The sequence below is a fragment of the Haloarcula sp. H-hyl2 genome (assembly GCF_056934385.1).
Window position 1 is genome coordinate 464,966 of the sequence record NZ_JBRIIJ010000001.1, and the last position, 22,032, is coordinate 486,997.

The 22,032-nt window shown below is 66.6% G+C and carries 24 protein-coding genes; 10 read left to right on the plus strand and 14 right to left on the minus strand.

All coding sequences use genetic code 11. From position 1 onward, the window contains the following. The first annotated feature begins 21 nt into the window (after positions 1 to 21). Positions 22 to 564, plus strand: coding sequence for an NUDIX hydrolase (locus tag Hhyl2_RS02390; protein ID WP_483549121.1), 543 nt, complete (start codon positions 22 to 24; stop codon positions 562 to 564). A gap of 61 nt (positions 565 to 625) precedes the next feature. Continuing rightward, on the plus strand, positions 626 to 1,531 hold the full coding sequence (locus Hhyl2_RS02395) for a hypothetical protein (protein ID WP_483549122.1): 906 nt from the start codon (positions 626 to 628) through the stop codon (positions 1,529 to 1,531). A gap of 5 nt (positions 1,532 to 1,536) precedes the next feature. Here the strand turns inward: Hhyl2_RS02395 and Hhyl2_RS02400 are convergent, their stop codons facing one another. Beyond that, positions 1,537 to 2,082 (minus strand): cupin domain-containing protein, encoded by a 546-nt coding sequence (locus tag Hhyl2_RS02400; RefSeq protein WP_483549123.1) that lies wholly within the window; start codon positions 2,080 to 2,082, stop codon positions 1,537 to 1,539. Between the two features lie 51 nt (positions 2,083 to 2,133). Beyond that, positions 2,134 to 3,006: a ZIP family metal transporter gene (locus tag Hhyl2_RS02405; protein WP_483549124.1), complete on the minus strand. Its 873-nt coding sequence runs from the start codon at positions 3,004 to 3,006 to the stop codon at positions 2,134 to 2,136. A gap of 137 nt (positions 3,007 to 3,143) precedes the next feature. Here Hhyl2_RS02405 and crtD point away from each other — a divergent pair, with 137 nt between their 5' ends. The 4 genes from crtD to Hhyl2_RS02425 all read left to right on the plus strand — a co-directional run bounded on the left by crtD (position 3,144) and on the right by Hhyl2_RS02425 (position 7,533). Then, positions 3,144 to 4,631, plus strand: a complete 1,488-nt coding sequence (gene crtD, locus Hhyl2_RS02410) for a carotenoid 3,4-desaturase (RefSeq protein ID WP_483549125.1) — start codon at positions 3,144 to 3,146, stop codon at positions 4,629 to 4,631. Next, the gene (locus Hhyl2_RS02415; RefSeq protein WP_483549126.1) at positions 4,628 to 5,512 is read left to right on the plus strand and encodes a prenyltransferase; all 885 of its coding nucleotides are present in this window, start codon (positions 4,628 to 4,630) and stop codon (positions 5,510 to 5,512) included. Before crtD ends, Hhyl2_RS02415 begins: the two co-directional genes overlap by 4 nt. Then, positions 5,505 to 6,371, plus strand: a complete 867-nt coding sequence (cruF, locus tag Hhyl2_RS02420) for a bisanhydrobacterioruberin hydratase (RefSeq protein ID WP_483549127.1) — start codon at positions 5,505 to 5,507, stop codon at positions 6,369 to 6,371. Before Hhyl2_RS02415 ends, cruF begins: the two co-directional genes overlap by 8 nt. 61 nt (positions 6,372 to 6,432) lie before the next feature. After that, positions 6,433 to 7,533: an NADH:flavin oxidoreductase/NADH oxidase gene (locus Hhyl2_RS02425; protein WP_483549128.1), complete on the plus strand. Its 1,101-nt coding sequence runs from the start codon at positions 6,433 to 6,435 to the stop codon at positions 7,531 to 7,533. Between the two features lie 21 nt (positions 7,534 to 7,554). Here Hhyl2_RS02425 and Hhyl2_RS02430 read toward each other — a convergent pair whose 3' ends face one another. The 3 genes from Hhyl2_RS02430 to Hhyl2_RS02440 form a co-directional block, all read right to left on the minus strand. After that, positions 7,555 to 8,550 (minus strand): DUF368 domain-containing protein, encoded by a 996-nt coding sequence (locus Hhyl2_RS02430; RefSeq protein WP_483549129.1) that lies wholly within the window; start codon positions 8,548 to 8,550, stop codon positions 7,555 to 7,557. 49 nt (positions 8,551 to 8,599) lie between these two features. Beyond that, positions 8,600 to 9,655 (minus strand): hypothetical protein, encoded by a 1,056-nt coding sequence (locus Hhyl2_RS02435; RefSeq protein WP_483549130.1) that lies wholly within the window; start codon positions 9,653 to 9,655, stop codon positions 8,600 to 8,602. A gap of 91 nt (positions 9,656 to 9,746) precedes the next feature. Next, positions 9,747 to 11,057 carry a phosphoribosylamine--glycine ligase gene (locus Hhyl2_RS02440; protein ID WP_483549131.1) on the minus strand — a complete coding sequence of 437 codons (1,311 nt, stop codon included), beginning with the start codon at positions 11,055 to 11,057 and terminating at the stop codon, positions 9,747 to 9,749. 77 nt (positions 11,058 to 11,134) lie between these two features. On the opposite strand from Hhyl2_RS02440, the gene Hhyl2_RS02445 reads away from it, so the two are divergent. Continuing rightward, positions 11,135 to 11,407 carry a DUF7553 family protein gene (locus tag Hhyl2_RS02445; protein ID WP_483549132.1) on the plus strand — a complete coding sequence of 91 codons (273 nt, stop codon included), beginning with the start codon at positions 11,135 to 11,137 and terminating at the stop codon, positions 11,405 to 11,407. Between the two features lie 5 nt (positions 11,408 to 11,412). Here Hhyl2_RS02445 and Hhyl2_RS02450 read toward each other — a convergent pair whose 3' ends face one another. Both Hhyl2_RS02450 and Hhyl2_RS02455 read right to left on the minus strand, forming a co-directional pair. Beyond that, positions 11,413 to 12,354 carry a hypothetical protein gene (locus Hhyl2_RS02450; protein ID WP_483549133.1) on the minus strand — a complete coding sequence of 314 codons (942 nt, stop codon included), beginning with the start codon at positions 12,352 to 12,354 and terminating at the stop codon, positions 11,413 to 11,415. Next, positions 12,351 to 12,791, minus strand: coding sequence for a hypothetical protein (locus tag Hhyl2_RS02455; RefSeq protein WP_483549134.1), 441 nt, complete (start codon positions 12,789 to 12,791; stop codon positions 12,351 to 12,353). Before Hhyl2_RS02455 ends, Hhyl2_RS02450 begins: the two co-directional genes overlap by 4 nt. 188 nt (positions 12,792 to 12,979) lie before the next feature. Here Hhyl2_RS02455 and Hhyl2_RS02460 point away from each other — a divergent pair, with 188 nt between their 5' ends. Continuing rightward, on the plus strand, positions 12,980 to 13,723 hold the full coding sequence (locus tag Hhyl2_RS02460; RefSeq protein WP_483549135.1) for a class I SAM-dependent DNA methyltransferase: 744 nt from the start codon (positions 12,980 to 12,982) through the stop codon (positions 13,721 to 13,723). A gap of 600 nt (positions 13,724 to 14,323) precedes the next feature. Here the strand turns inward: Hhyl2_RS02460 and Hhyl2_RS02465 are convergent. The 4 genes from Hhyl2_RS02465 to Hhyl2_RS02480 form a co-directional block, all read right to left on the minus strand. After that, positions 14,324 to 15,568: an ornithine cyclodeaminase, nickel-pincer nucleotide-dependent gene (locus Hhyl2_RS02465; protein WP_483549136.1), complete on the minus strand. Its 1,245-nt coding sequence runs from the start codon at positions 15,566 to 15,568 to the stop codon at positions 14,324 to 14,326. Between the two features lie 80 nt (positions 15,569 to 15,648). After that, the gene (locus tag Hhyl2_RS02470; protein WP_483549137.1) at positions 15,649 to 16,032 is read right to left on the minus strand and encodes a hypothetical protein; all 384 of its coding nucleotides are present in this window, start codon (positions 16,030 to 16,032) and stop codon (positions 15,649 to 15,651) included. Between the two features lie 49 nt (positions 16,033 to 16,081). Next, positions 16,082 to 17,374 carry a YgdI/YgdR family lipoprotein gene (locus tag Hhyl2_RS02475; protein WP_483549138.1) on the minus strand — a complete coding sequence of 431 codons (1,293 nt, stop codon included), beginning with the start codon at positions 17,372 to 17,374 and terminating at the stop codon, positions 16,082 to 16,084. Next, positions 17,374 to 18,105, minus strand: coding sequence for a hypothetical protein (locus tag Hhyl2_RS02480; protein WP_483549139.1), 732 nt, complete (start codon positions 18,103 to 18,105; stop codon positions 17,374 to 17,376). Before Hhyl2_RS02480 ends, Hhyl2_RS02475 begins: the two co-directional genes overlap by 1 nt. 91 nt (positions 18,106 to 18,196) lie before the next feature. Here Hhyl2_RS02480 and Hhyl2_RS02485 point away from each other — a divergent pair, with 91 nt between their 5' ends. Next, positions 18,197 to 18,892: an SOS response-associated peptidase gene (locus Hhyl2_RS02485; RefSeq protein ID WP_483549140.1), complete on the plus strand. Its 696-nt coding sequence runs from the start codon at positions 18,197 to 18,199 to the stop codon at positions 18,890 to 18,892. Positions 18,893 to 18,947: 55 nt separating this feature from the next. Next, positions 18,948 to 19,877 carry a cysteine synthase A gene (cysK, locus tag Hhyl2_RS02490; protein WP_483549141.1) on the plus strand — a complete coding sequence of 310 codons (930 nt, stop codon included), beginning with the start codon at positions 18,948 to 18,950 and terminating at the stop codon, positions 19,875 to 19,877. 7 nt (positions 19,878 to 19,884) lie between these two features. Here the strand turns inward: cysK and Hhyl2_RS02495 are convergent, their stop codons facing one another. The 3 genes from Hhyl2_RS02495 to Hhyl2_RS02505 form a co-directional block, all read right to left on the minus strand. Further along, a complete protein-coding gene (locus Hhyl2_RS02495; RefSeq protein WP_483549142.1) occupies positions 19,885 to 20,301 on the minus strand; it encodes a hypothetical protein in 417 nt (138 codons plus the stop codon). 61 nt (positions 20,302 to 20,362) lie between these two features. Continuing rightward, positions 20,363 to 20,974 carry a translation initiation factor IF-2 subunit beta gene (locus tag Hhyl2_RS02500; protein ID WP_483549143.1) on the minus strand — a complete coding sequence of 204 codons (612 nt, stop codon included), beginning with the start codon at positions 20,972 to 20,974 and terminating at the stop codon, positions 20,363 to 20,365. 62 nt (positions 20,975 to 21,036) lie between these two features. Then, positions 21,037 to 22,005, minus strand: a complete 969-nt coding sequence (locus Hhyl2_RS02505; protein WP_483549144.1) for a quinone oxidoreductase family protein — start codon at positions 22,003 to 22,005, stop codon at positions 21,037 to 21,039. Between the last annotated feature and the right edge of the window lie 27 nt (positions 22,006 to 22,032).

The following is a 22,032-nucleotide window of genomic DNA, read 5'->3' on the forward strand; positions in this document are numbered from 1 at the left end:
TCTGCCAGACGGCGTTCCAGTATGACTCTCGAAGAGCAGACCCGCGAAGCGGTCAGGGTGGAACTGGAGCGACTGGTCGAGCGGTACGGCGACGTCGACATCGAACGCGAGACGGTGACAAACGACCCGGCACTGTTCGAACAGGGACGCGAACTCGCCGAGGAGGGATGGCTGGGCGACGCCGGGGCCTGGATCACGGACGACGACGGCCGCGTGCTGCTCATCCGCCACGAGGGGGCGCCGGACACCTGGGGGACACCGGGTGGAGGCCACGAACCCGAGGCCGACGACGGCCTGGCGGACACGGCGTTGCGTACGCTGGACGAACAGACGGGTATCGAGGCGACGCTGGACGGCCTCTACTACGCCCGCTGGCAGACCATCGTCAACGAGGCCGACTCCGACGACCGACTCCACATGCTCAGCGTGGAGTTCGAGGGCGAGGCGGTCACGTCCGATATCGGCGAGGACGACGAGACGATCCTGGCGGCCGCGTGGTTCCAGAACCTCCCCCAGAAACTCCACGCGATCCCCGCCCGGAAAGTCGCCGACGAGGAGGAGTGACGGTCAAAACCGGATCGAAGCCAACTGAAGGCACTTACCGGCGTCGGGGGAACGAACGATTATGCGCCGCCGCCGTATGCTCGGACTCTGTGGTTCGCTGCTCGCCGGGACGGCCGGCTGTCTGAGCGGGACGGACGGCCCCGCCGATCCGCCGGACGACAGGACCACCGAGCGCGACACGCCGCCGACCAGATCACGGACCACCGTGGACAGCACCGAACCGCCGGGCGAGTCGTCGCATTTCGAGATCCCGCTGGCGACCGTCCAGCCAGGGATCGTCTCCCCGGACAGTCCGGACTCGATCGGTGTCTTCGAGGAGTTCGGCCAGTATCTCGTCGTCGAGTTCGAGGGGTACGGTATCGCACCGGCGTACGACGACTTCGCGTTCCGCTTCGACGGCCGGGAGTTCCCGCCGGTCGAACCCCGGAACGGACTCTATCGGGACGGTGAGTGGGGTGTCACCTACGAGGGTGGGCGCGGACCGATCGTCTTCGGCCTCCCCGAGGAGGGCGACGCCAGCGACGCTGCACTCACGCTCGACTGGGGGACCTGGGACCCCTCTGACCGGGTCCGTGAACGGCTCGAAGCACCGCTGCCGTCGTTCGACGTCTCGATGAGTGGTCCAGACCGTGTCGGGCCCGACGCCGATCCGACGCTGCTCGTGACGGTGGCCAACGGGAGCGACGTCGAGGGGCGGTACGTGCTGGCACTCAACCGGAGTGGTCCGATGATCGCGTACGCGCCGATTCGCCGTCTCTCGGGGGTGCTCGAACCCGGCCAGGAGCGGACGGTCACCATCGACGCCCGGAGCCCGCACGACACCGACAGCGACCCAAGAGAGGTCGTCTATCGACTGGACAGACCGGGCTCGGAAGCGATGCTGTCACACACTATCGAACCGACCGAGACGACGAAGACGCCGGGCTGGACAGACGAAGGGACGGCGACGGCGAGCAACTCGCAGTAGCCGGCCTACTCCGAGACGGCTTCGGGGTCCTTCCGGACGACCTCGTCGCGCTGCCGGTCGACCCAGAGGGCGATGGGCCAGTCGTCGAGGTCGTAGGGCGTCGCCCCTTCGAGGAGTTCCATCCGGCCGACCGGTTCGGGCGGCATCGTCACGACCCCCTCGTGTCGGTCGTCGCCGATGGCCTCGATCTTGTGGCGGGCCCCGCCGGGGAGATAGACGAACTCCCGAGGTTCGACGTCGACGACCTGCTCGCTGCCGTCCGGCTGGGCGAGCGTGTAGCGGGCACGGCCGGCCAGACAGAGACAGAACTCGTCGAAACTGGGGGTGTGGGTGTGCCAGTCGATGGTCGCGCCGGGGGCCATCTCGAAGTACAGTTGCTTGAACTCGTTGGTGATACAGACCGGGTACGTCTCGATGTCCTGGTCGCCCTGCTGGAAGCAACTCGCGTCGTCGAGGGACACCTTGTGCATCGTCTGGTCCGGGAGGTGGGTGTAATCGAGAGACCGTGGGGTCAGGTCGGGACGGCTGTTCGAATCACTGTGGTCTGTCATAGGGGACCGGACGGACCGTCGAGGCGACGGCACAAAAAGACCTGGTCAGGATCAGGCCGGTAGCGCCAGCCACGCGACGACCACCGCAGCCGCACCGACGACCGTGGACCCGACGGCGTGGGTCCGCAACTCGTCGAGCAGGTCGTGGGAGTGTTCGTGCAGCGAGCAGACCTCGTCGATCTCGCTCCCGGCTTCGCAGTTCGGGAGGAAGTCCATCGCGACGTGGAGGAAGATGCCGGCGGCGAACCCGAAGACGACGGCGTTGATCGCGGGCGATTCGGGGACGGCCAGTAGCGCCGAGGGGATGGCAGTCAGGCCGACACCAGCAGCGGGGAGCAACAGCGCGGTCGCGGACTTCCCGTTCCGGGCCAACCGGCGGGCGGCAGCGTAGCCCGCGGGGCCCTTGTGCGAGACGATAGCCAGGCCGAGTAGGAGTCCCAGTGTCGGCATCGATCCGTATACGAGTCCGATGATGAGGCCGGCCGAGAGCGCGTGGGCGGCGATGGCCGCCGTCGTGGTGTCGAAACTCGTCTCGATGTGGGTGAGACGGTGGCCGATGGTGTGGCTGCCGTAGCCAACCACCAGTCCGAGCGCGATACCGATGCCGCCGATACGGGGCGACCCGGCCTGCCCGCCCAGCCCCATCGCCTGCGGAACGAGGAACATCGCCGCGGAGGTGACCATCGCCCCGCTGGCGAGCCCGTAGCCCCAGACGAGACGGTGGGGGTTCGTCCGCTCGCTCCGGACGCTCAACCACGCACCCACTGTCATCGCTGCGAACGCGACCCACGAGATGACCAGGACCTTCGTGACGCCGCCGGCGACTGCCAGCGCCGACAGTGCGACGAGCGCGACCACGCTGGCGATGCCGACGACGGAGTGGCGTACGTCGTTATTAAATACTGCAACGTCGTTAATAGCCATTAGTTACTATCACAGGACAGTTACTAATAAATCCGTCGAGTGATCACGGTGGGGCCGCCGAGTCACGCGATGGCACGTGCCATACACTACGCTGTTGGGCGACCGTTTTATGGTCGCTCCGGCCTCCCTCTCAGATAATGAGTTCCCTCTCCGGAACGACAGTTACGGTCGTCGGCGGTGGCTTCGGCGGACTCTCTGCGGCCTGCTACCTGGCCGACGCCGGTGCCGACGTTCGCGTGTTGGAGAAAAACGAGCAGGTCGGCGGTCGTGCCTCCCAGCTGGAGGCCGACGGGTTCCGGTTCGACATGGGTCCCTCCTGGTACCTGATGCCCGACGTCTTCGAGCGCTTTTTCGCGTACTTCGGGCGCGAGCCGAGCGACTTCTACCAGCTGGAACGGCTCGACCCTCACTACCGCATCTTCTTCAAGGATGGCGATCAGCTGGACGTAACCGGCGACAACGAGGAGATGCGCGAGCTGTTCGAATCGTACGAACCCGGCGCTGGCGAGGCCTTCGACGACTATCTGGCGACCAGCGAGCGCCACTACGAGACGGCGATGAACAAGTTCGTCTACCAGGACCGCTCCCGGCTGCGTGACTGGGTCGACCTGGACGTGATGACAGCGGCCCCGGTCGGCCTCCAGTTGATCGGCTCGATGCAGGGCCACGTCGAGGATTACTTCGAGCATCCGAAACTCCAGCAGATCATGCAGTACACGCTGGTGTTCCTGGGTGGCTCCCCGAAGAACACGCCGGCGCTGTACAACATGATGAGCCACGTCGATTTCAACCTCGGCGTCTACTACCCCGAGGGCGGCATCTACAGCGTCGTCGACGGCCTGGTCGACCTCGGAACCGAACTCGGTGTGACCTACGAGACCGACGCCGAGGTCGACGAGATAACCCGCCGGAAGGACGGGTTCCTCGTCCAGACCGTCGACGGCGACGTCTCCCACCCCGACCGCGTGGTCGTCAACGCCGACTACGCCCACGCCGAGCGGGAACTGCTGCCCGACCACGAACGCCAGTACGACGACGACTACTGGGACGAGCGCACCTACGCTCCCTCGGCGTTCCTCATGTACATGGGCGTCGAGGGCGACGTCGAGCCCCTGGAACACCACACGCTCGTGCTCCCGCGGGACTGGGAACCGCACTTCGACGACATCTTCGAGGAGCCCGACTGGCCCGACGACCCCGCGTACTACCTCTGTGTCCCCTCGAAGACCGACGACACGGTCGCGCCCGAGGGCCACTCGAACCTCTTCGTCCTCGTCCCCATCGCGCCCGGCCTCCACGACGGCGAGGAGATCCGCCAGGAGTACCGCGAGAAGATCCTGGCCGACATCGCCGAACACACCGGCGTCGACCTGCGTGACCGCATCGTCTACGAGAAGCAGTTCGCCGTCTCGGACTTCGGCGAGCGGTATAACGCCACCGAGGGCACCGCGCTGGGGCTGGCACACACGCTGCGCCAGACAGCTCTCCTCCGGCCAAACAACCGATCCTCGGCCGTCGACGGCCTCTACTTCACGGGGTCGTTCACGACGCCCGGCATCGGCGTTCCGATGTGTCTCATCAGCGGCGAACACACTGCCAAGAGACTGATCGACGACCTGCAATGAGCATCGTCACGGACCGTCTCGCGGAGGTAGTACCCTCGAAGGAGACGCGAACAGGGTACCTGCTGCGCCTCTCGCGACCGCGCTTCTGGCTCTACCAGGGCGGTCCCGTCATCGTCGCGGCGACCTACGCGGCCGACGACCCGGGACAGCTGTTCTCGCCGCTGGCGATCGCGCTGTTCGTCTACTTCACCCTGCCAGCGAACGTCTTTCTCTACGGGGTCAACGACATCTTCGACGCCGACGTCGACGAGCACAACCCCAAGAAGGACGAGGGCCGCGAGGTCAGTTATCGGAGCGACGACACCGCCGTCACCGCGACCATCGTCCTCTCGGGCCTGCTCGCGCTGGCGTTCGTCCCCTGGCTCCCGCCGCTGGGCCTGCTCGCGCTGGGGGCCTGGGGCGTCCTCTCGGTGGAGTACTCCGCACCGCCGCTTCGGTTCAAGACGACGCCGCTCCTGGACTCCGTCTCGAACGGGCTGTACATCCTCCCCGGTGTCGTCGCCTACGCCGCCATCGAGGGCGTCGCGCCGCCGGCCTCGGCGGTCGCGGGCGCCTGGCTCTGGACGATGGGGATGCACACGTTCTCGGCCATCCCGGACATCGAACCGGACCGCGAGGCCGGCATCGAGACCACTGCGACGTTCCTCGGCGAGTCAAACACCTACTACTACTGCGTGATGTGCTGGCTGACGGCGGCGTTCGTCTTCACCTACACGCACTGGGTGTTCGGCCTGTTGCTGTTGGTCTACCCCGGGCTGGTCTTCGGCATCCTCGCCATCGGCGTCGACATCGACCAGGCCTACTGGTGGTACCCGGCGATCAACAGCCTCGTCGGGATGGTGTTCACCATGCTGGGTCTGTGGGTGATGCTCTATGGCTGAGGTGCTTGGCTGGCGGGTCCCCGAGAGCCGCACCGAGGCGACACGACGACTCGACGCGCTCGTCCGCGAGCACCGCTTTACCATCGCCGTGGTCTTCCCGCTGGTCGGCGCCGTGACCCTGCTGGCCAGCGCCGAGGGACTGCTCCCGCCACCGCTGGCGTTCAATCCGTTCTTCGTCCTGTTCGGGACGCTCGTGATGCGCCTGCCGCTGGCCGCCGGTATCGCCCCGCTGCTCGATCGGAAGGCTGTCGCCGCGCTCGGACTGTTGACGGTCTACTCCTACGGTATCGAACTCCTGGGGGTCCGCACCGGCTGGCCCTACGGACAGTTCCACTACGGCGTCGACCTCGGGCCGATGCTGTTCGGGGAGGTCCCACTGGGACTCCCGGTCTTCTTCTTTCCGCTGGTCCTGAACAGCTACCTCCTCGTCTTGCTCCTGCTGGGGCGACGTGCGGAGTCGGCGGTCCCGCGCCTGGTGGCGACGCTGGCGACGGTCATGCTCGTCGATCTGGTGCTCGATCCCGGTGCCGTGGCCATCGGCTTCTGGGAGTACGAACTCGGGCAGTTCTACGGCGTCCCCTGGCAGAACTACCAGGGGTGGCTGCTCTCCGGCTCGGTCGCGGTGCTCCTGTTCGACCTGGGGTTCGACCGGGCGGGTCTCCGTCGCCGGCTGGAGTCCTGTGAGTTCATGCTCGACGACCTGGTGAGCTTCGTCCTGCTGTGGGGCGGTATCAACCTCTTCTACACGAACTGGGTGCCCGTCGGTCTGGCCGCACTGCTGGGCGTCAGCCTCCTGTGGACAGATCGCTTCGACTTCGACCTCTCGGAGACGCGCCTGGGCCGGGCCGTCTGGCGCTGAGAAAGCGGCAGGAACGACGGCCGTCACGGGGGTTTTGATGGTCGATCCCCTACTGCTCCCGATGTCCACACTGTTTTCCCCACTCGAACTCCGCGAGACTACCATCCCGAACCGTGTGATGGTCTCCCCGATGTGTCAGTACTCTTGCGAGGACCGGGACGGCCTCGCGACCGATTGGCACCGGGTCCACCTCGGCTCGCGGGCCGTCGGCGGCGCCGGACTCGTGATGACCGAGGCGACCGCCGTCGAACCACGCGGCCGGATCTCCCCGGAAGACCTCGGCATCTGGAGCGACGAGCACCGTGCCGCCCTCGAACCGATCACCGAGTTCGTCCGTGCCCAGGGGAGCATCCCGGCGATCCAGCTAGCCCACGCCGGCCGGAAGGCCTCGACCAGTCGGCCCTGGGAGGGCCACGAGCCCGTCACGCCCGACGAGGGCGGCTGGGACGTCGTCGGCCCGAGCGGCGACCCCTGGCCCTACGACGGCGAGGCGCCACGGACCGACCGACTCGACCAGGCGGGGATCGAGGGAGTGATCGAGTCGTTCCGTACCGCCGCCGAGCGTGCGCTGGCTGCCGGTTTCGAGGTCGCGGAGGTCCACGCCGCCCACGGCTATCTCCTCCACGAGTTCCTCTCGCCCGTGACCAACCACCGCGAGGACGACTACGGCGGCGACTTCGAGGGCCGGACCCGCCTCGCTCGTGAGGTGACCGCGGCCGTCCGCGAGGTCTGGCCCGACGAGAAGCCCGTCTTCGTCCGCATCTCGGCGACCGACTGGCTCCCTGATCGGGACTCTTGGACCGTCGAGGACTCCGTCCAGCTAGCGGACCGACTGGCAGCGGCCGGCGCGGACCTGATCGACGTCAGCGGCGGCGGTATCCACCCCAAATCGCGTCCCGAGTACGCCGGCCCGAACTACCAGTTGCGCTACGCCGAACGCATCCGCTCGGCGACCGACTCGGACATCGCTGTCGGCGCGGTCGGCGGCATCACGACACCCGAACAGGCCGAAGCGATCGTCGCCAACGAACGGGCCGACCTGGCCATCGTCGGCCGGGAACACCTCCGGGATCCGTACTTCACGCTCCACGCGGCCGACGCGCTGGACGCGACCGACGAAACCGAGGGGCCGCCACAGTACCGGCGGGCGATCGGGTTCTGAGTCGCCGCCGAGCGCACGCCGTCAGACCGTATCGAGGTCGAGATCCACGGCGTACCAGTCGAGCACGAGCAACAGTGCCGCACCGACGACGCCGGCCGCGAGGAACATCACGGCGACGTCGGTCGTGAACCCGACCTCGTCGTGGACCTCCTGGACCGGTGCCCGGAGCGCGCCCACCACGAGCGCGACGAGGAAGGCGAGCGTCGCCGGACGGTTCCGGTCGAGTGCCCGCCTGATGACCCGCGAGATAGTGAACAGGCCGGTCAGTCCGCCCAGCATGAACGTGACGACGACCGTGCCGTGCGTGACGACGGCGTCGGCACCGCCACCGGTCACCAGCCCGATCAGTGCATCGATGAATCTGCTCAGCGTCTCTGACATCCGTGTGTACTGGCCCAGGATGACGAGCAACAGCGAGCCCGAGATGCCCGGGAGGATCATCGCGCTGACGGCGACAGCGCCGGCGACGAAGACCAGTCCCAGGCCGCCGCCCTCGAGGAACTCGACCTCACCGGAGAGCAGGAACGCGGCCAGAAAGCCCGTGACCCCGGCGATGGCCTGTGACGACGTCTCGACCGAGAGGCTGCGCAACAGGACCACTGCCGAGGCGGCGATGAGCCCGAAGAAGAAGCCAAACAGCAGCGTCGGCGCCGTCTGATCGAGGATATGGATCGCCCGCGTGACGAGGATCACAGCGATGGCGATGCCGGCACACAGCCCCACGACGAACCAGCCGTCGACCTCCTCGATGACTGCCAGCGCCTCCCGTCCCGATATTCCCCCGTCGAGTGGCGTCAACGCCCGGAGGAACCGGACGATGCGCTCCGGTGTAATCGCGTTGATGGCACCGATGAGCCGTTCGTAGATGCCGGCGATGAGTGCGATGGTCCCGCCGGAGACGCCCGGGACGGCGTCGGCACTGCCCATGCAGATGCCGATCACGAACGTCCGGAGCCACTCGCGGACCGGCGGCACCGAACTACGGAGCGTCGGCATCTCCTCGGGGACGGTCGTCATTGGACGCTGTTACTGCTATCGTGGTGAAGTCTCTTGTGAAGTCCAGGCCTCACCGTCGCTCTATCCTGAGGTTGTCGAACGCGGCCCAGCCGCTGTAGCTGTAACCAGTGATGTGGAACGGATACCCGCTGAGTTCGGTATCGACGAAGGTGGTCGATTTGCCCGTCGACTGGATCGTCGCCGTAATCGTCCCGTCTGTCGCCCAGTCGACGGTGAGTGTCTCCCACCGGCCAGTGCTGAACATGCTCTGTCCCCCACGAGAGATCTGTGACTTTTCCAGTTCCGCGGGCGTGTAGGTGTTCCACCGTTTCTCGATGATGATCGTCCGCCCTTTGGCGTTGTTCTGGACCTTGACGTAGTACTCCAGTTCCTGCTCGCTGTCGTACTGGAGCGCGATCCGGTGGCCCGACATCCCGCTGATGAACAGGTCCAGCGAGAACGTCAGCGGCGGTTCGAGAGTCACGTCGGCCTTAGGAGTGAGATACTGCCGCTCGGTTGCGTGACGGACCGCATACTGGCCCTTGCTCGGCTGGGAGGTGATGGAGAACGTCTCTCTGTGGCCACCACCGGGGAACGAGACGACTTCGTACTCGTCGAGTGTCCCGTCCTCGAAGTCGTCACTGAAGATGACACCCTGTTCGGGGGTGGGCGTCGGCGTCGCCGTCGGAGTGGCCGTCGCGGTCAACTCCGACTCGAACCGACCGAGTGTCGTCACTGAGCCGTCGTCCTGGGTGAACACGACACGGATCAGTTCCGTCCTGGTGACCGGTTGGTCCCAGTTGATGATCGTCGGTCCGACCACAGCCTCCGAGCCAGCTGTGACGTCGTCTTTCCCACCCTCCGTTGTCGATCCGAGTTCGCTCCAGTTGACCGTCTTTCCGCGAGAGGACCTGATCGAGAGTGCGTCAGCTGGGACTGCGCCGCCCCCCTCGTTGGTTATCGTCAGTCGCTGTTTCTCCGGTGCATACTCGAACGTGAAGTTCGCCGATTTAGGGTCCCCAGAGCCGACACCGCCGATTACGCCCTCACACCCCGCGACACCCCCCAGTGCGACGACCGACCCGGCACCGATGAACCGGCGTCGGGTAAATCGCTTTTCTTCCATATAAAGACAAATTAAATAGAATAGATTAAGTGTTGTGATAAATCAGGATACCGTCTGACTCTTTCGGACACCCGGTGTGCCGTTCCAGCGGCTACGGCCCCAGGTATCCCCACGCTTGCAGACGGTCGCCGTCGCCGTCGATCCAGCGCTCGCCGATGTCGTCCCGGTAGTAGAGGTTCGGGATGACGATGTCGTCGATGCGGTCGTAACACTGCTCCCGGGCGGCCTGCATCGTCTCGCCTTTCCCGGTGACGACCAGCGGCATCCCGCTCTCGCCGGCGGCGCGCCACTGGCCGTCGACGTTCTTGGCGTCCTCGATGTGGATCCCCTCGCGGCTGTCGGTCTCGAAGACGACAGCGGCGTTCCGGGAGTTCTCGTCGTAGGTCTTCTCGTCGTCGAACGGGAACGGCGGCAGGACGATTCGGACACCGACCTGGTAGCCTCTGTGGACGTCGAGCTCCGGGTCGTTCCCGTGTGCGAGGTCGTAGAAGAACTGCCCGGTCGAGGATTCGAACGACTCCTCCTGGAGCGCGATCGTGGGGTACCCGAACCGGGGCGTGAACTCCAGCGGGTAGATGCCGGTCTCGTTGACGATGCAGTTGATGTCGATACTGCCGACATAGTCCTCCTGGGCGAGCCAGTCTTCGAGCTTGCCGAACGTCTCCTGAAACAGTCTGTTCTGGCCCGCCCAGAACATCGAGGTCCCCATCTCGCCGGTCGAGGGGCCGATGTTCCCCGGAAACAGCTTCTTGTGCTCGAAGTTGAAGTTCACCGCGTCGACGAACTGCTCGCCGTCGAAGAACCCACAGATAGCGACCTCGACGCCCTCGACCTTCCGCTGGAGCTGGAAGCCCTTCATCCGGTGGCCCCACGCCTTCTCGTAGGCGCGAAGAACCTCGACGACGTCGCTGCCGTCGTCCTCGTTGCCGACGTACAGCAGCCGTTTGACATTCTGGACCTCACCGAGCGGTTTGACGACGTACGGGGCAGGATGCTCCTGGACGTGTCGGATGCCGGCCTCGAAATCGTGGAAGATGTGGTGCTCGACGGTGTTGACGCCGTGCTCGTCGAGAATGTCCATCGCGTAGCCACGGTCGTCTTCGAGGCGGTCCGTGTTCGGTGTCCCACCGACGACGGCGTGCCCCGCCGCTCTGAGATCCTGGGCCAGTTCCCCGGTGCCGATATCCGAGCCGACCCAGATGTCGTCGAAGACGATGACGTCGGCCCACTCTACTTCGGCCTCCCAGTCGTCGGTCTTTGGGACGAATCCGTTGCCGATCTCCCTGTCGCGCTCGGCGTCGATGTAGTACTTCACGTCGTGGCCCTCGCGGTGGACCTGCCAGGCCAGATCCGTGATCAACGCCGCGTCGAGCGAACAGAAGAGGAACCGTTTGGTCTCCATACCGAAACATGGGCCAGTGGTGACATATATCTCCGCTCGTCGCAACCGTTTTATCGGCGTTAATCGAACGGAAGAATATGACACGTGAGGAACTCGCAGCTGCGAGTGAGCTGCTCGAATCGGCTGCAGAAGACGCAGGTAGCGACGCTGCGAGCAAGCGACTGTCCGATCTGGCGGACCAGTTAGATACGCTCTCGACTGCCGACCGCGGTCCCGACCACGGGCGGCTCGCGCGTATCCAGTCGGCGCTCAACGATATCGCGAGCGGCGACGGGAGCGACGTCGCGGAGACGATCTCGGACGCCGACGATCAGATCAACGAGTACCGCAGCGGGCTCGAAGGTGTCTGAGCAGGTCAGTACGTCGCGAGGTCGGTCAACAGACTCCGGAGTTGCATCTGTGGGTCGGCCTCTACCTTCCCGGTGGGTCGTGGGGCCGTCGCGGTCCCGTACCGATCGAACTCGCTGACTCGCCGGTAACCGATGGTTCGGGGTGACTCGGGAATCCCGTCCCACTGGTTGTCGCTGTTCCACTCGTCTTCGTCGGCCATCTCCCGGGGGTCGGTGATCAGGACACGGTTGTCGACGATCCGACTGAGCCGCCCCGTCGAGTCGAGTGTCACGCGGATCCAGCAGTCCTCGCTCAGTCGCGTGATACGGCTCGGAAGCGGGACCACCTTGGCGTAGTCGTCGGTCGCCGTGATCTCGTAGGTGGTCCCATCGCCGTCCTCGGAGACGCTGGTCCACTCGGCGTCGTGGGGGCGGATGTGTTCACCGAACATCCCGGAGTTCTCGACGTCGAACTGGCGGTATCGCCCATCGTCTCCGAGGTCCGGCGTCGCTGTGGCGCTCTCGGGCGTCGGCGCGTCCCAGTTCTGGACGATCTCGCTGTCGGTCAGGAAGAGGATCGAACTGGTCGGGAGCGAATCGTCGATAGCGCCGTCCCAGTGGAGCAGTCCGGGAAGGCCGGTGAACGGGTTCGGGGCCGGTCCGGGCGGGGTCCGTTCGGTCGTGTAGACGAACAGGCGCTTCCGTCGGGAGTGTTCCAGGTGTTCCCGAAATCGACCGAGCCGATAGTCGCTCTCGCCAGCGGTGTCGTGGGCCACTCGGATCGTCGTCAGTCCGCGGTGGTCGGCGGCGTACCGGTGGCGAGCGGCGGCGACGATCCGTTCGTTCGGTGTCGACCCCGAGGGCAGGTCCGGATCGTAGGGCCGCACGTCGGCCACGCGGACGCCCGCATAGCCGAACAGCCCGGCGACGGCCGTCCCCGCAGCCGCCAGGTAGCCACGCCGGTTCATTCCGACTCACCGCCGTCGGTCGCCGTCGGGACGTGCCAGTACTCGTCTATCGCGGCGGAAGAATCACCGTCCGGCGAACTCCAGACGATCCGAAGTCGGTTCTGCCGCTTACATTCGTGGACCATCGTCGCACCCGGTTCCAGCGGGAAGTCGGCGACTGGATCGCCGCCATCGTCCGACTCGTAGTCGGGCTGTTTGAGCCAGTACTGGCGGGTGTCGTCCTCTGCGATGACACGCAGGGCTGCTGTATTCTCGGTCGTGAGCGTGTTCCCGCGGTCGAAGGTGATTCGGTAGCCGGAGTCCTCGGGGCGCCATTCGAACGAAAACAGGGCGTTTGGCGGTGACTGCGGGTACCCCTCGGTGGAGGGCCCGGAGGGAGCAAGCCCGCATCCGGCCAGCGTGGCCGCGGCCGCCGTGACGAACGTTCGTCTGAACACGCTGTTGAATTTTCTACTCGGAGACATAAGCTTACCTCCAGCGCTTCACCGCTGGCAGGACCGGTCAGTAGGTCGTGTGGTACTAGCGGGACCACAGAGCCGCTCCCCATCTTACCGTCTCTCCCGACTGTGCCAACCACTGACGATGCCGGACAATCCTCTTTATCACCCACACCCACGCCACCCGCATGGACGAGGATGATGCACTCTTCGATGGGTGGGCGGACTACTACGACGAGATCTACGACCAGCAGGAGATCGGCGACCGCGAGTTCTACGTCGAGGTCGCTCGGGACGCCGACGGTCCGGTCCTCGAACTGGCCTGTGGCACCGGGCGGATCTACCTCGACCTGCTCGACAGCGGCGTCGACGCCGACGGCCTGGATGCCTCCGGCGATATGCTCGACCGCCTCGAAGCGAAGGCCGCCGAGCGAGGGCTCGACCCGACGGTCTGGCAGGACGATATGCGCTCGTTCGCCGCACCCCGCGAGTACGCCGCGATCCTGTGTCCCTTCCGCTCGTTCCTCCACCTCCAGACGATCGAGGACCAGCTCGCCGCGCTAGAGCAGGTCCGGGCGCACCTCCAGCCCGGCGGGATCTTCGCGATGAACGTGTTCCTCCCCGACCACGAGATCATGGCCGAGGGGACGACCCTCGAACGGGAGTTCGAACTCGGCGGCGAGACGTACCGACAGCACGACGAGAGCGAGACTGTCGACCCCGTCGCGCCGATCGTCCGCACTGAGCGGAAACTGTACCGCGACGGCGACCTGCTGTGGGAGACCACCTTCGACCTGAAGGCGGTCTACCGCCGCGAGATGGAACTGCTCGTCCGCCAGGCCGGCTTCTCGGAATGGACTGTCTACGGCGACTTCGACCGCTCGCCCGTGACCGACGAGCGTACCGAGCAAGTGTGGGTGATCGAGAATTGACATCCTCCTCCGTGTAAACGCGGAAGAATCCCGAGCGGTGGGAGTTTCAGGTTCGCAGTCCAATTACCGGACTACCAGCCCTTTCGGGCAGGGGTAGTCCCACAGTATCGGACTGGTGGACTGCTGGCGATGCCAAGTCGCCGTTACCCCTATCCTCGACCGTGTTTGGCGTCCCGGTGTTGTTTTGGCCACGGGGACGCCAGCAGGCGTCAGCAGAGTCGGGGGTATCGTCTCGCGTGCTTTGAGCAGTCGGCACGTCGGCACAGCCTTCAAGGTTGTGGCGTTCACCGACTGTTCTTTCGGATACTGTCGTCCGAGAGACTTTGTCTCTCGTGATCACGGAAATCTTCGATTTCCGAACGACCTCGTTAGACGGGCGGACAGGCCGCCTCCGAAGGACGGTTCGGAATCCGATCTGTTCCGACCGATTCCCACCCCCATTCTATGGTGGCCTGTCAGTTAAACGCCAGTATTCTGACACTCAGAGTGCTGTCGAACGTGGATTCTCTCCCGAGTGCCGGCGCGTATCCACGGCGCGAACGCCGTGGTATTGCGCCTGTTCACCGTATAACGAAACAACCGCTCGCTCCGATCGCGGCCCTACTCCCCGTCTACCAACTGCTCGGCCAAGATCGGAACGAACGTACCAATGTCGGTGACCATCCCCACCGCCTGCGCGGACCCGCGGTCGAGCAACTGAGTGACCGTCGCGGGGTTGATGTCGACACAGACGACCCGGGTCGTCGAGGGCAGGCAGTTGCCGACGGCGACCGAGTGCAGCAGCGTCGAGAGCAGCAGCACCATGTCGGCCTCGTGAGCCTGCTCGCGGATGGCGTTCTGGGCCTCGACGGCGTCGGTAATGGTGTCCGGAAGCGGGCCGTCGTCGCGGATCGACCCCGCCAGCACGAACGGACGGTCGTTCTCGACACACTCGTACATCACGCCGGACTCGATGGTGCCGGACTCGACGGCCGCCTCGATGGAGCCCTCGCGGATGACCTCGCTGATGGTGTAGATGTGGTGTTTGTGGCCGTGGCGTGGATGGTCCAGGCTCTCGGTATCCATCCCCAGCGAGGTGCCATAGAGGTCCTGCTCGATGTCGTGGACGGCGAAACCGTTCCCGGCCGAGAGCATGTCGATGTACCCCTCACGGACGAGCGTAGCGAGGTCCTCCCTGGCGCCGGAGTGGATGAGCGCGGGACCACAGACCGCCAGCACCGTCCCACCCTCCTTCTTCGTCTCCTCGATGGCGGTCGCGATCTTCCGGATGGTCGACTCCGACGGACGCTCCGACGAGACGCCGCCTTTCATGAAGCCGAACGCGCCGCTGGTGTCTCGCGGTCGGTCCGGGGGGCGGACCCGGATGCCGGTATCGCCGGTGACGATACGGTCGCCCTCCGTGACGGCGTTGAGGACCTTCGTGTACGCTCGTGGCTCGCCGGTCGGGCTCTCCGCGGCGTCCTCGACGACCACGGCACAGTCCATCTCGACGTTCTCGACGGGGAGCCACTCACCATCGTAACGGATGTCTGTCGGGTGATTCGTCGTCGAGTAGAAACCGTGTGGGACCACTTTGTCGGCAGGCGCCGGGTCGAGGCTGGCATCCTTCGGGTCGGCCGGATTGGCACCGATCTGGTGGAGTTCGTGGACGATGGTCTGGAGTTCGGCCTCGTCGTCGGCCTCGACGAGCAGACGCGCGTACGATTCCTCGTCCTTCCGACGGCCGATGTCGAACTCCTCGACGGTGAACGACCCGCCGAGGTCCATGATCAGGCCGAAACAGGCCTGCATCGTTCCGGAGTCGATGATGTGGCCCTCCAGTTCGACGACGCGAGAGACGGTCATAGTGGGAGTACCCGGCACGCGAGTAAGTCGGTTCGGGTGGTCGGGCCGCGACGCCCGCCTCCCGTCCATGGGCGGCCGCGCTACGCGGCGTCGACGCGTCGCTCGACAGTCCACTCGGTGTCCGTACTGTCTCGCAACCGCTCGTAGAACTGCCGGAGCCCCCCCGATTCGGTCGTCGGCAGCACGTGCAGGCGGACCGTGCCGTCCCGAACTGCTACCCGGAACACGTCGGCGGTCTCCTCGTCGCGGACCAGCCACAGCGGCATCGGCAGATCGTGGAAATCGCCGTGGCGGTAGGGCCCGGACGAGAGGATCTCGACCACGAGGTCGGCCAGGGACCCGTCGTCGTACACCTCGTCGGGGACCAACCGGAACTCGGTCCCGCCGCGGTACTCGACGCCGCTGTCGTGAGGAAAGCGCCGCTCGGGACGGGCGGGAATCTCGAACGACGGGTCGGTCGTCATGCGGATGTGTGGCAGTGTTGGGCGCCACCGGGTTTAAAAATGCGCCCGCTCAGCCGGACCGGAGCACGTCGACGGTCCGACTGACTGCCTCGGGTGTCGCCCGTGCCATCGCCGTCGCGGTGACGTAGCCGACGATGGGATCTTCGAACTCGGCCGCTCGGGCGCGCCCCTCCATCCGCCCGAGTTCCCAGTCGGCCGAGACGACGTGGCCAGCGGCGTCTGCGAGGACAGCCCGCGCCAGCGGTGAGGCCGGGCTCTGGGACAGCGCAGTCTGGAGTGCGTCGTAGGCCGTCGTCCGGTACTCGGTGACGTCCTCGGCACTCTCGACCGTGAACTGCTCGCCGGAGTCGATGCGCTGCTGGACTCGATCGAGTGCGTCCATCCTGGTCAGTGCCCCCGCACCGGCGACGACAGCGTTCGCAGGGCCCGCCGTCTCCCGCACCTGTTCGGCCCCGTCTTCGAGCCGCCACAGGAGTTCCTCGACGAGTTCCTCTCTCGGCCCCCACTCGTCGGCGGTCGGTTCCTGTGGGAGGTCGTCCTCCCGCTCGCGGAGTGTCGTCGCCAGCGTCGACCGTGCGTCGCGGAACCGCTCGTCGAGGGTCCCGGCGTCCTCGGGGAGCGTCGCGGTGAACTGCGCCTCGATGTGGCGGGCGTTTTCGAGGTGTGCCCGTGCGGCCTCGGTCTCCTCGCCCCACTCGGCAGCGGTGAGGAGCGCTCCGCCGTGGTTCGAGTGGACGTGTCCGCCGTCGGCCGCGAACTCCAGTGCTGCCTCCAACCACGCGTGGACCCGCACCGCTCGAACTGGGTCGGTGCCGACATACGAGTGGTTCTGCCGGGCCGACAGTGCCTCCGAGGTGACCTGCTGGTGCTGCTGTCGCATCTCCGCGACGGTCGTTCCGTCCTCGACGACGGCCCAACCCGCCGCCGCGTAGCGGGCCCGCTCTCGCGCTCGGCGAAGCCGCTCGAGCGACACCAGATCCGTCGGCGCCCGCAACGCTTCTGTCAGGTTCGTCCGTGCGTCGCCGGCGGCCGTCGCCAGGTGTGAACGGATGTGGCCGTTGGGGATCTCGTCTGCGCTCAGGGTCGTGGGCAGCGCCGACAGTAGCGTCGTCGTCCGTTCGCGGGCACTGTCGCGGTGGTCGGCCGTGATGTCGACCGGGAGCGACTGGGGGACGGGACTCTCGGGGGGCTCGTCGGCCTCCGTGTCGATATCCGGCAATCCGTAGGTACTGATCTCGGGGCCACTGTCGGAACTGACGCTTTCGAGCGTGGAACAGCCCGCAAGCGCCCCGGCACCGACCAGCGCCAGGAAGCCCCTCCGGGTCGCGGTACCCTCGCGCATCACTCCTCACCTCCGGCCTCGGCGGTCGTCCCGTCGCTCGTCTCGTTTCCGGAGGTCGCGTCCATGGATGGGTCACCCTCGCCACCCCCACTTTCGGCCTCGGGACGGGGTGGCCGGCGATCACAGCCGCCGGATCCGACGGAGGAGCCGTAGCTGTGGACCTCGTCCCTGTCCAGCGCTGCGGGGATCCGGATGAGGCGTGCCTCGTAGACCCGGGTGTCTGCCGCACACGCTTCGTCGTACGGCCGGATGGTGCGTGCGTAGTCCGTCTGGACGTCGTCGGGCCGCCAGGAGATGCTACACAGCGTCAGTTCGAAACACTCCTCGACGCGGTTGGTCTCCAGATACAGCGTCTCTGTCTCGAAGTCGGTCGCGTCGACGAACGACTGGACACGGTCGCGGCCCGCTCCCTGGGCGACCCTGACACGGTCGGCCCGGTCGGTCGTGTCGATGACCTCCGAGGAGATGTGTAGCCGTTCGTCGCTGCGGTTGGGGCGCTCGTCGCTGTCCTCGGAGGCGAGCCAGACGGGTGCCCGCTCGCTGTCGACTCGCAGGCGGACCATCTCGGGATCGGTCGCGGTGTCGGCACCGGGGCTGCGGGCGCCGCGCTCGCCCGCTGTGGCCGTGTTCGTGCTACTGTCGGAACCGCCGGTCAGCCCGCTACACCCGGTGAGGGCGGCGGCCAGTCCTGCGGCTCCCTGGAGGACGCGTCGTCGCGTTGGAGGGACCATTGTCTCGCCTGGGTCTGGGAGCGCCACAGGTATATTCTTCCTGGGTTCGCTCGGGGCCGCGCTTTTGCCTCCTCGGTCCGTCAACCCAGATATGTGTGGCCGTTATAGCCTGTTCACCCCGCCTGACGACCTCGAAGACCGGTTCGGTGCGACGTTCGATTTCGCGTTCGAACCGCGCTACAACGCCGCACCGAGCCAGTCACTGCCCGTGATCACCGGCGAGGAGCCAGAGACCATCCAGCGCATGGAGTGGGGGCTCGTCCCGTCGTGGGCCGACGACCGCTCCGAACACGGCTACATCAACGCCCGTGCCGAGACGCTGGCCGAGCGAGCCTCCTTCGCCGACGCATACGAATCACGGCGCTGTCTGGTCCCCGCCGACGGGTTCTACGAGTGGGTCGACCGCGAGGGGGGCAAGCAACCGTATCGGGTCGCGCTGCCCGACGACGACCCGTTCGCGATGGCCGGCCTCTACGAGCGCTGGCGGCCGCCCCAGCGCCAGACCGGCCTCGCCGAGTTCGGCAGCGAGGGGGCCGACGCCGGCGACGACGTCGTCGAGACGTTCACCATCGTCACGACCGAGCCCAACGACGTCGTCGCGGACCTCCATCACCGGATGGCCGTCGTCCTCGACCCCGAGGAGGAGTCGACGTGGCTCGACGGGGACGGCGACCTCGCATCGCTGCTGGACCCCTACGACGGGCCGATGCGGGCCTACCCGGTGTCGACAGCGGTCAACAGCCCGGCCAACGACAACGCGGGACTGGTCGAGCGAGTCGAGGTGTAGGCACCCGTCATATTCTGGGTGGTCGCTTACCCGCCGGACCGGACAAGAGCGCCGTATGCAATCCACAGCGGTGTCGCGAGAGGAGACACCAGTTGCATCGAGCGTGACCGACCACATCGGCGACACTCCGCTGGTCTGCCTGGACGCCTTCGCCGAGAACCTCTACGGGAAGTACGAGGCCGCAAACCCCTACTCTGTCAAGGACCGAATCGCGCTGTACATGATCGAGGCGGCGGCCGAATCGGGCGCGTTGCCGCCGGGTGGGACCGTCGTCGAGGCGACCAGCGGGAACACGGGTATCGGCCTGGCGATGGTCGCGGCCGCGCGGGGCTACGACTGCGTGCTGACGATGCCGGAGTCGATGAGCGAGGAGCGCCGGCGATTGCTCTCTGCACTGGGCGCCGATCTTGAGCTGACTCCGGCCGACGACGGGATGAGCGGCGCCATCGACCGTGCCGACGAACTCGCGCAGGCCGACGACGCCGTCCGTGCCAGACAGTTCGAAAACGAGGCGAACCCGCGGGCTCACCGGGAGACGACCGGTCCGGAGATCTGGCGTGACACGGAGGGCGACGTCGACGCCGTCGTCGCCGGCGTCGGCACAGGTGGCACGATCACCGGCATCTCGGAGTACATCGAGGAGGAACAGGATGCCGACCTCACGTCGGTGGCCGTCGAACCCGAGGCCTCGCAGTTGCTCTCGAACGACGACCCCGACAGCCACGACATCCAGGGGATCGGCCCCGGTTTCGTCCCCGACATCCTGCGGACGGAGCTCGTAGACGAGGTCAGGACTGCCAGCGCCGACCAGGCCCGCGGCGCGGCCCGTCGGCTGGCACGCGAGGCGGGGCTCATGGTCGGTATCTCCTCCGGCGCTGCACTGCACGCTGCGACGGCCTACGCCCGGGAGAGTCCCGACGAGAGCGTGGTCGTCGTCCTGCCCGACACCGGCGAGCGGTACCTGTCGACGGACCTGTGGGGCTGAGCGCGACTCAGCGAACGAAGTCGTGTGCGCTCTCGTCTTTCGAGAGGGGGCGCTCGTCGTCGCTTTGCTCGAAGGCTTCGCCAGCGAACAGGAGATACAGCGTACAGCCCAGCGAGACGGCCAGTCCGACGACCGGGACACCGGCGCCACCCCCGCTCAACAGCGGTGTGACCTGAAGCAGGGCGACACCGGCGAAGCCGGCGATCCCGAGGGCCCGACCCCATCCTTTGGGCAGTGCGATTCCGACGCCCGCGGGGAGCAGGAGGACACCGGCGACGATCTGGGCGAGCGTGAGTAACACCTGCGGTAGGCCACCGACGACGAACGCCAGGCTCGCCACACCGGAGACGATCTGGAGGAGGCCGAGGCCAACGGCGACTGCGGCGACGACGTAGAGCCCCGGTTCGTTCCCTGTGCGTGCCATACCTCGTCTCACGCACCACGTGATAAGTGTCTTGTCACAGACCGAAAAACGAGTCCGCGCGCTACTGGACGCGACCGAACGCCAGCGTCCCGCTGATGCTCTCGATGTAGGCGTTGACGACCTGGCCCTCGCGGGCGCCCGAGACGAAGATGGTGTACTTGCCCTTCTCGGCGACGCCGTCACCCTCGCGACCGGTGCCGGTGATCTTGACCTCGTATGTCTCGCCCTCTTCGAGGGTCGGCCGGTCGTGCTGTTTTGCGGAACTGCCACCCTTGGCGACCGGACGGAAGGCACCACAGGCCTGACAGCGGAGCATGTCGACGCCGTCCTCGGTCTTGAGGACGGTGTCCGGGAGGCCACACTCCGAACACGTCACGTACTCGGCGATGTAGGCGTCGATGGCGGCCTGGAAGTCCGCGATGTCGAACGACCCGTTGTAGCGGGCCTCGTTGCCGTCGAACTGGCCGTTGGTCCCGAACTCCCGCTGGATCGCGCGGTGGAGGTGGCGCGGTTCCCGCGAGAGCGCGTCCGCGATGGCGCCGAGGTTGGTCAGTCGTGTGAACGCACCGTCGGTCTGTCCCTCGGGGTCGGGGACAGAGAGCCGCTCACCGGCCTCTCTGGGCTGGTCGGGCAGTACGTCGTACGCTCGTTCGAGTGCCTGCTCGTAGTTCATACGGGAAGGAATAGCCACAGACGTAAAGCGTCTCTGTGAGGCGTGGTGACAGGCCCCCGTCGTCAGGGTTCGAGGACGACCTTGCCGCTGGAGGCCCGGCTCTCGATGTGCTCGTGAGCCGCGGCAGCCTCCGTCAGGTCGAACGTCTCGCCGACGACGACCTCCAGGTCGCCGCTGGCCAGCCCCTCCTGCAGATCCGGGACCGCTGCCATGACGCGACCGGGTTCCAGCGCTAGCCCGCGCCCGAGGTGGTAGCCGATGGCCCGCTGGTTCGCAAAGAGGAGGTCGGCGGTCGAGAGCGACCCCGGCCGGCCGCTGGCTGCGCCGTAGACGACCATCCGGCCGAACTGACGCAGCGCGTCCAGCGAATCAGTGGACGTCTCGCCACCGACGCCGTCGAGCACCATGTCGACCCCGTGGTCGGTCTGGGCCCGGACCGCATCGACGAAGTCGTCCTCGGTGTAGTTGATCGGGTGCTCACAGCCCAGGCGCTCGGCGAGCGCGAGCTTCTCGGCCGTGCTGGCGGTCCCGAAGACCTCCGCACCGGCCCGACTCGCCAGCTGGACGGCGGCCGTCCCGACGCCGCCGGCGGCCGCGTGGATCAGGACCGACTCGTCGGCGTCCAGGTCGCCCCACTCGAACAGGCAGTTGTGGGCCGTCAAGAACTGGACGGGGAAGCCGGCGGCCTCGGTCAGTGACATCTCGCCGGGGATGGGGAACGTGAGCTGTGGGTCCGCCAGCGCGTACTCGGCGTAGCCGCCCGCGTCGACGAGCGAGACGACGCGGTCGCCCACGTCGAGGTCGACGTCCGCGCCGACGGCGTCGATACGACCCGCGACCTCCATACCCGGGACGTACGGCGGCTCCGGGCCGCCCTCGTAGTGGCCCCGCCGCTGCATGATATCCGCGAAGTTGATGCCCGCGGCCTCGACCGCGATCCGTATCTGGTCGGAGTCGGGCTCGGGAACCGACCGCTCTGTCACCGACAGTACCTCGCGCCCGCCGAACTCGGTCACCTCGATCGCGTCCATGTGACACGCCACCGGCCCCACGCCCCT

What these genes read in the sequence shown, in the direction of transcription:
- Hhyl2_RS02390 (WP_483549121.1), top strand. Translation starts at nt 22, where the DNA reads ATGACTCTCGAAGAGCAGACCCGCGAAGCGGTCAGGGTGGAACTGGAG.
- Hhyl2_RS02395 (WP_483549122.1), top strand. Translation starts at nt 626, where the DNA reads ATGCGCCGCCGCCGTATGCTCGGACTCTGTGGTTCGCTGCTCGCCGGG.
- Hhyl2_RS02400 (WP_483549123.1), bottom strand. Translation starts at nt 2,082, where the DNA reads ATGACAGACCACAGTGATTCGAACAGCCGTCCCGACCTGACCCCACGG.
- Hhyl2_RS02405 (WP_483549124.1), bottom strand. Translation starts at nt 3,006, where the DNA reads ATGGCTATTAACGACGTTGCAGTATTTAATAACGACGTACGCCACTCC.
- crtD (WP_483549125.1), top strand. Translation starts at nt 3,144, where the DNA reads ATGAGTTCCCTCTCCGGAACGACAGTTACGGTCGTCGGCGGTGGCTTC.
- Hhyl2_RS02415 (WP_483549126.1), top strand. Translation starts at nt 4,628, where the DNA reads ATGAGCATCGTCACGGACCGTCTCGCGGAGGTAGTACCCTCGAAGGAG.
- cruF (WP_483549127.1), top strand. Translation starts at nt 5,505, where the DNA reads ATGGCTGAGGTGCTTGGCTGGCGGGTCCCCGAGAGCCGCACCGAGGCG.
- Hhyl2_RS02425 (WP_483549128.1), top strand. Translation starts at nt 6,433, where the DNA reads ATGTCCACACTGTTTTCCCCACTCGAACTCCGCGAGACTACCATCCCG.
- Hhyl2_RS02430 (WP_483549129.1), bottom strand. Translation starts at nt 8,550, where the DNA reads ATGACGACCGTCCCCGAGGAGATGCCGACGCTCCGTAGTTCGGTGCCG.
- Hhyl2_RS02435 (WP_483549130.1), bottom strand. Translation starts at nt 9,655, where the DNA reads ATGGAAGAAAAGCGATTTACCCGACGCCGGTTCATCGGTGCCGGGTCG.
- Hhyl2_RS02440 (WP_483549131.1), bottom strand. Translation starts at nt 11,057, where the DNA reads ATGGAGACCAAACGGTTCCTCTTCTGTTCGCTCGACGCGGCGTTGATC.
- Hhyl2_RS02445 (WP_483549132.1), top strand. Translation starts at nt 11,135, where the DNA reads ATGACACGTGAGGAACTCGCAGCTGCGAGTGAGCTGCTCGAATCGGCT.
- Hhyl2_RS02450 (WP_483549133.1), bottom strand. Translation starts at nt 12,354, where the DNA reads ATGAACCGGCGTGGCTACCTGGCGGCTGCGGGGACGGCCGTCGCCGGG.
- Hhyl2_RS02460 (WP_483549135.1), top strand. Translation starts at nt 12,980, where the DNA reads ATGGACGAGGATGATGCACTCTTCGATGGGTGGGCGGACTACTACGAC.
- Hhyl2_RS02465 (WP_483549136.1), bottom strand. Translation starts at nt 15,568, where the DNA reads ATGACCGTCTCTCGCGTCGTCGAACTGGAGGGCCACATCATCGACTCC.
- Hhyl2_RS02470 (WP_483549137.1), bottom strand. Translation starts at nt 16,032, where the DNA reads ATGACGACCGACCCGTCGTTCGAGATTCCCGCCCGTCCCGAGCGGCGC.
- Hhyl2_RS02475 (WP_483549138.1), bottom strand. Translation starts at nt 17,374, where the DNA reads ATGCGCGAGGGTACCGCGACCCGGAGGGGCTTCCTGGCGCTGGTCGGT.
- Hhyl2_RS02480 (WP_483549139.1), bottom strand. Translation starts at nt 18,105, where the DNA reads ATGGTCCCTCCAACGCGACGACGCGTCCTCCAGGGAGCCGCAGGACTG.
- Hhyl2_RS02485 (WP_483549140.1), top strand. Translation starts at nt 18,197, where the DNA reads ATGTGTGGCCGTTATAGCCTGTTCACCCCGCCTGACGACCTCGAAGAC.
- cysK (WP_483549141.1), top strand. Translation starts at nt 18,948, where the DNA reads ATGCAATCCACAGCGGTGTCGCGAGAGGAGACACCAGTTGCATCGAGC.
- Hhyl2_RS02495 (WP_483549142.1), bottom strand. Translation starts at nt 20,301, where the DNA reads ATGGCACGCACAGGGAACGAACCGGGGCTCTACGTCGTCGCCGCAGTC.
- Hhyl2_RS02500 (WP_483549143.1), bottom strand. Translation starts at nt 20,974, where the DNA reads ATGAACTACGAGCAGGCACTCGAACGAGCGTACGACGTACTGCCCGAC.
- Hhyl2_RS02505 (WP_483549144.1), bottom strand. Translation starts at nt 22,005, where the DNA reads ATGGACGCGATCGAGGTGACCGAGTTCGGCGGGCGCGAGGTACTGTCG.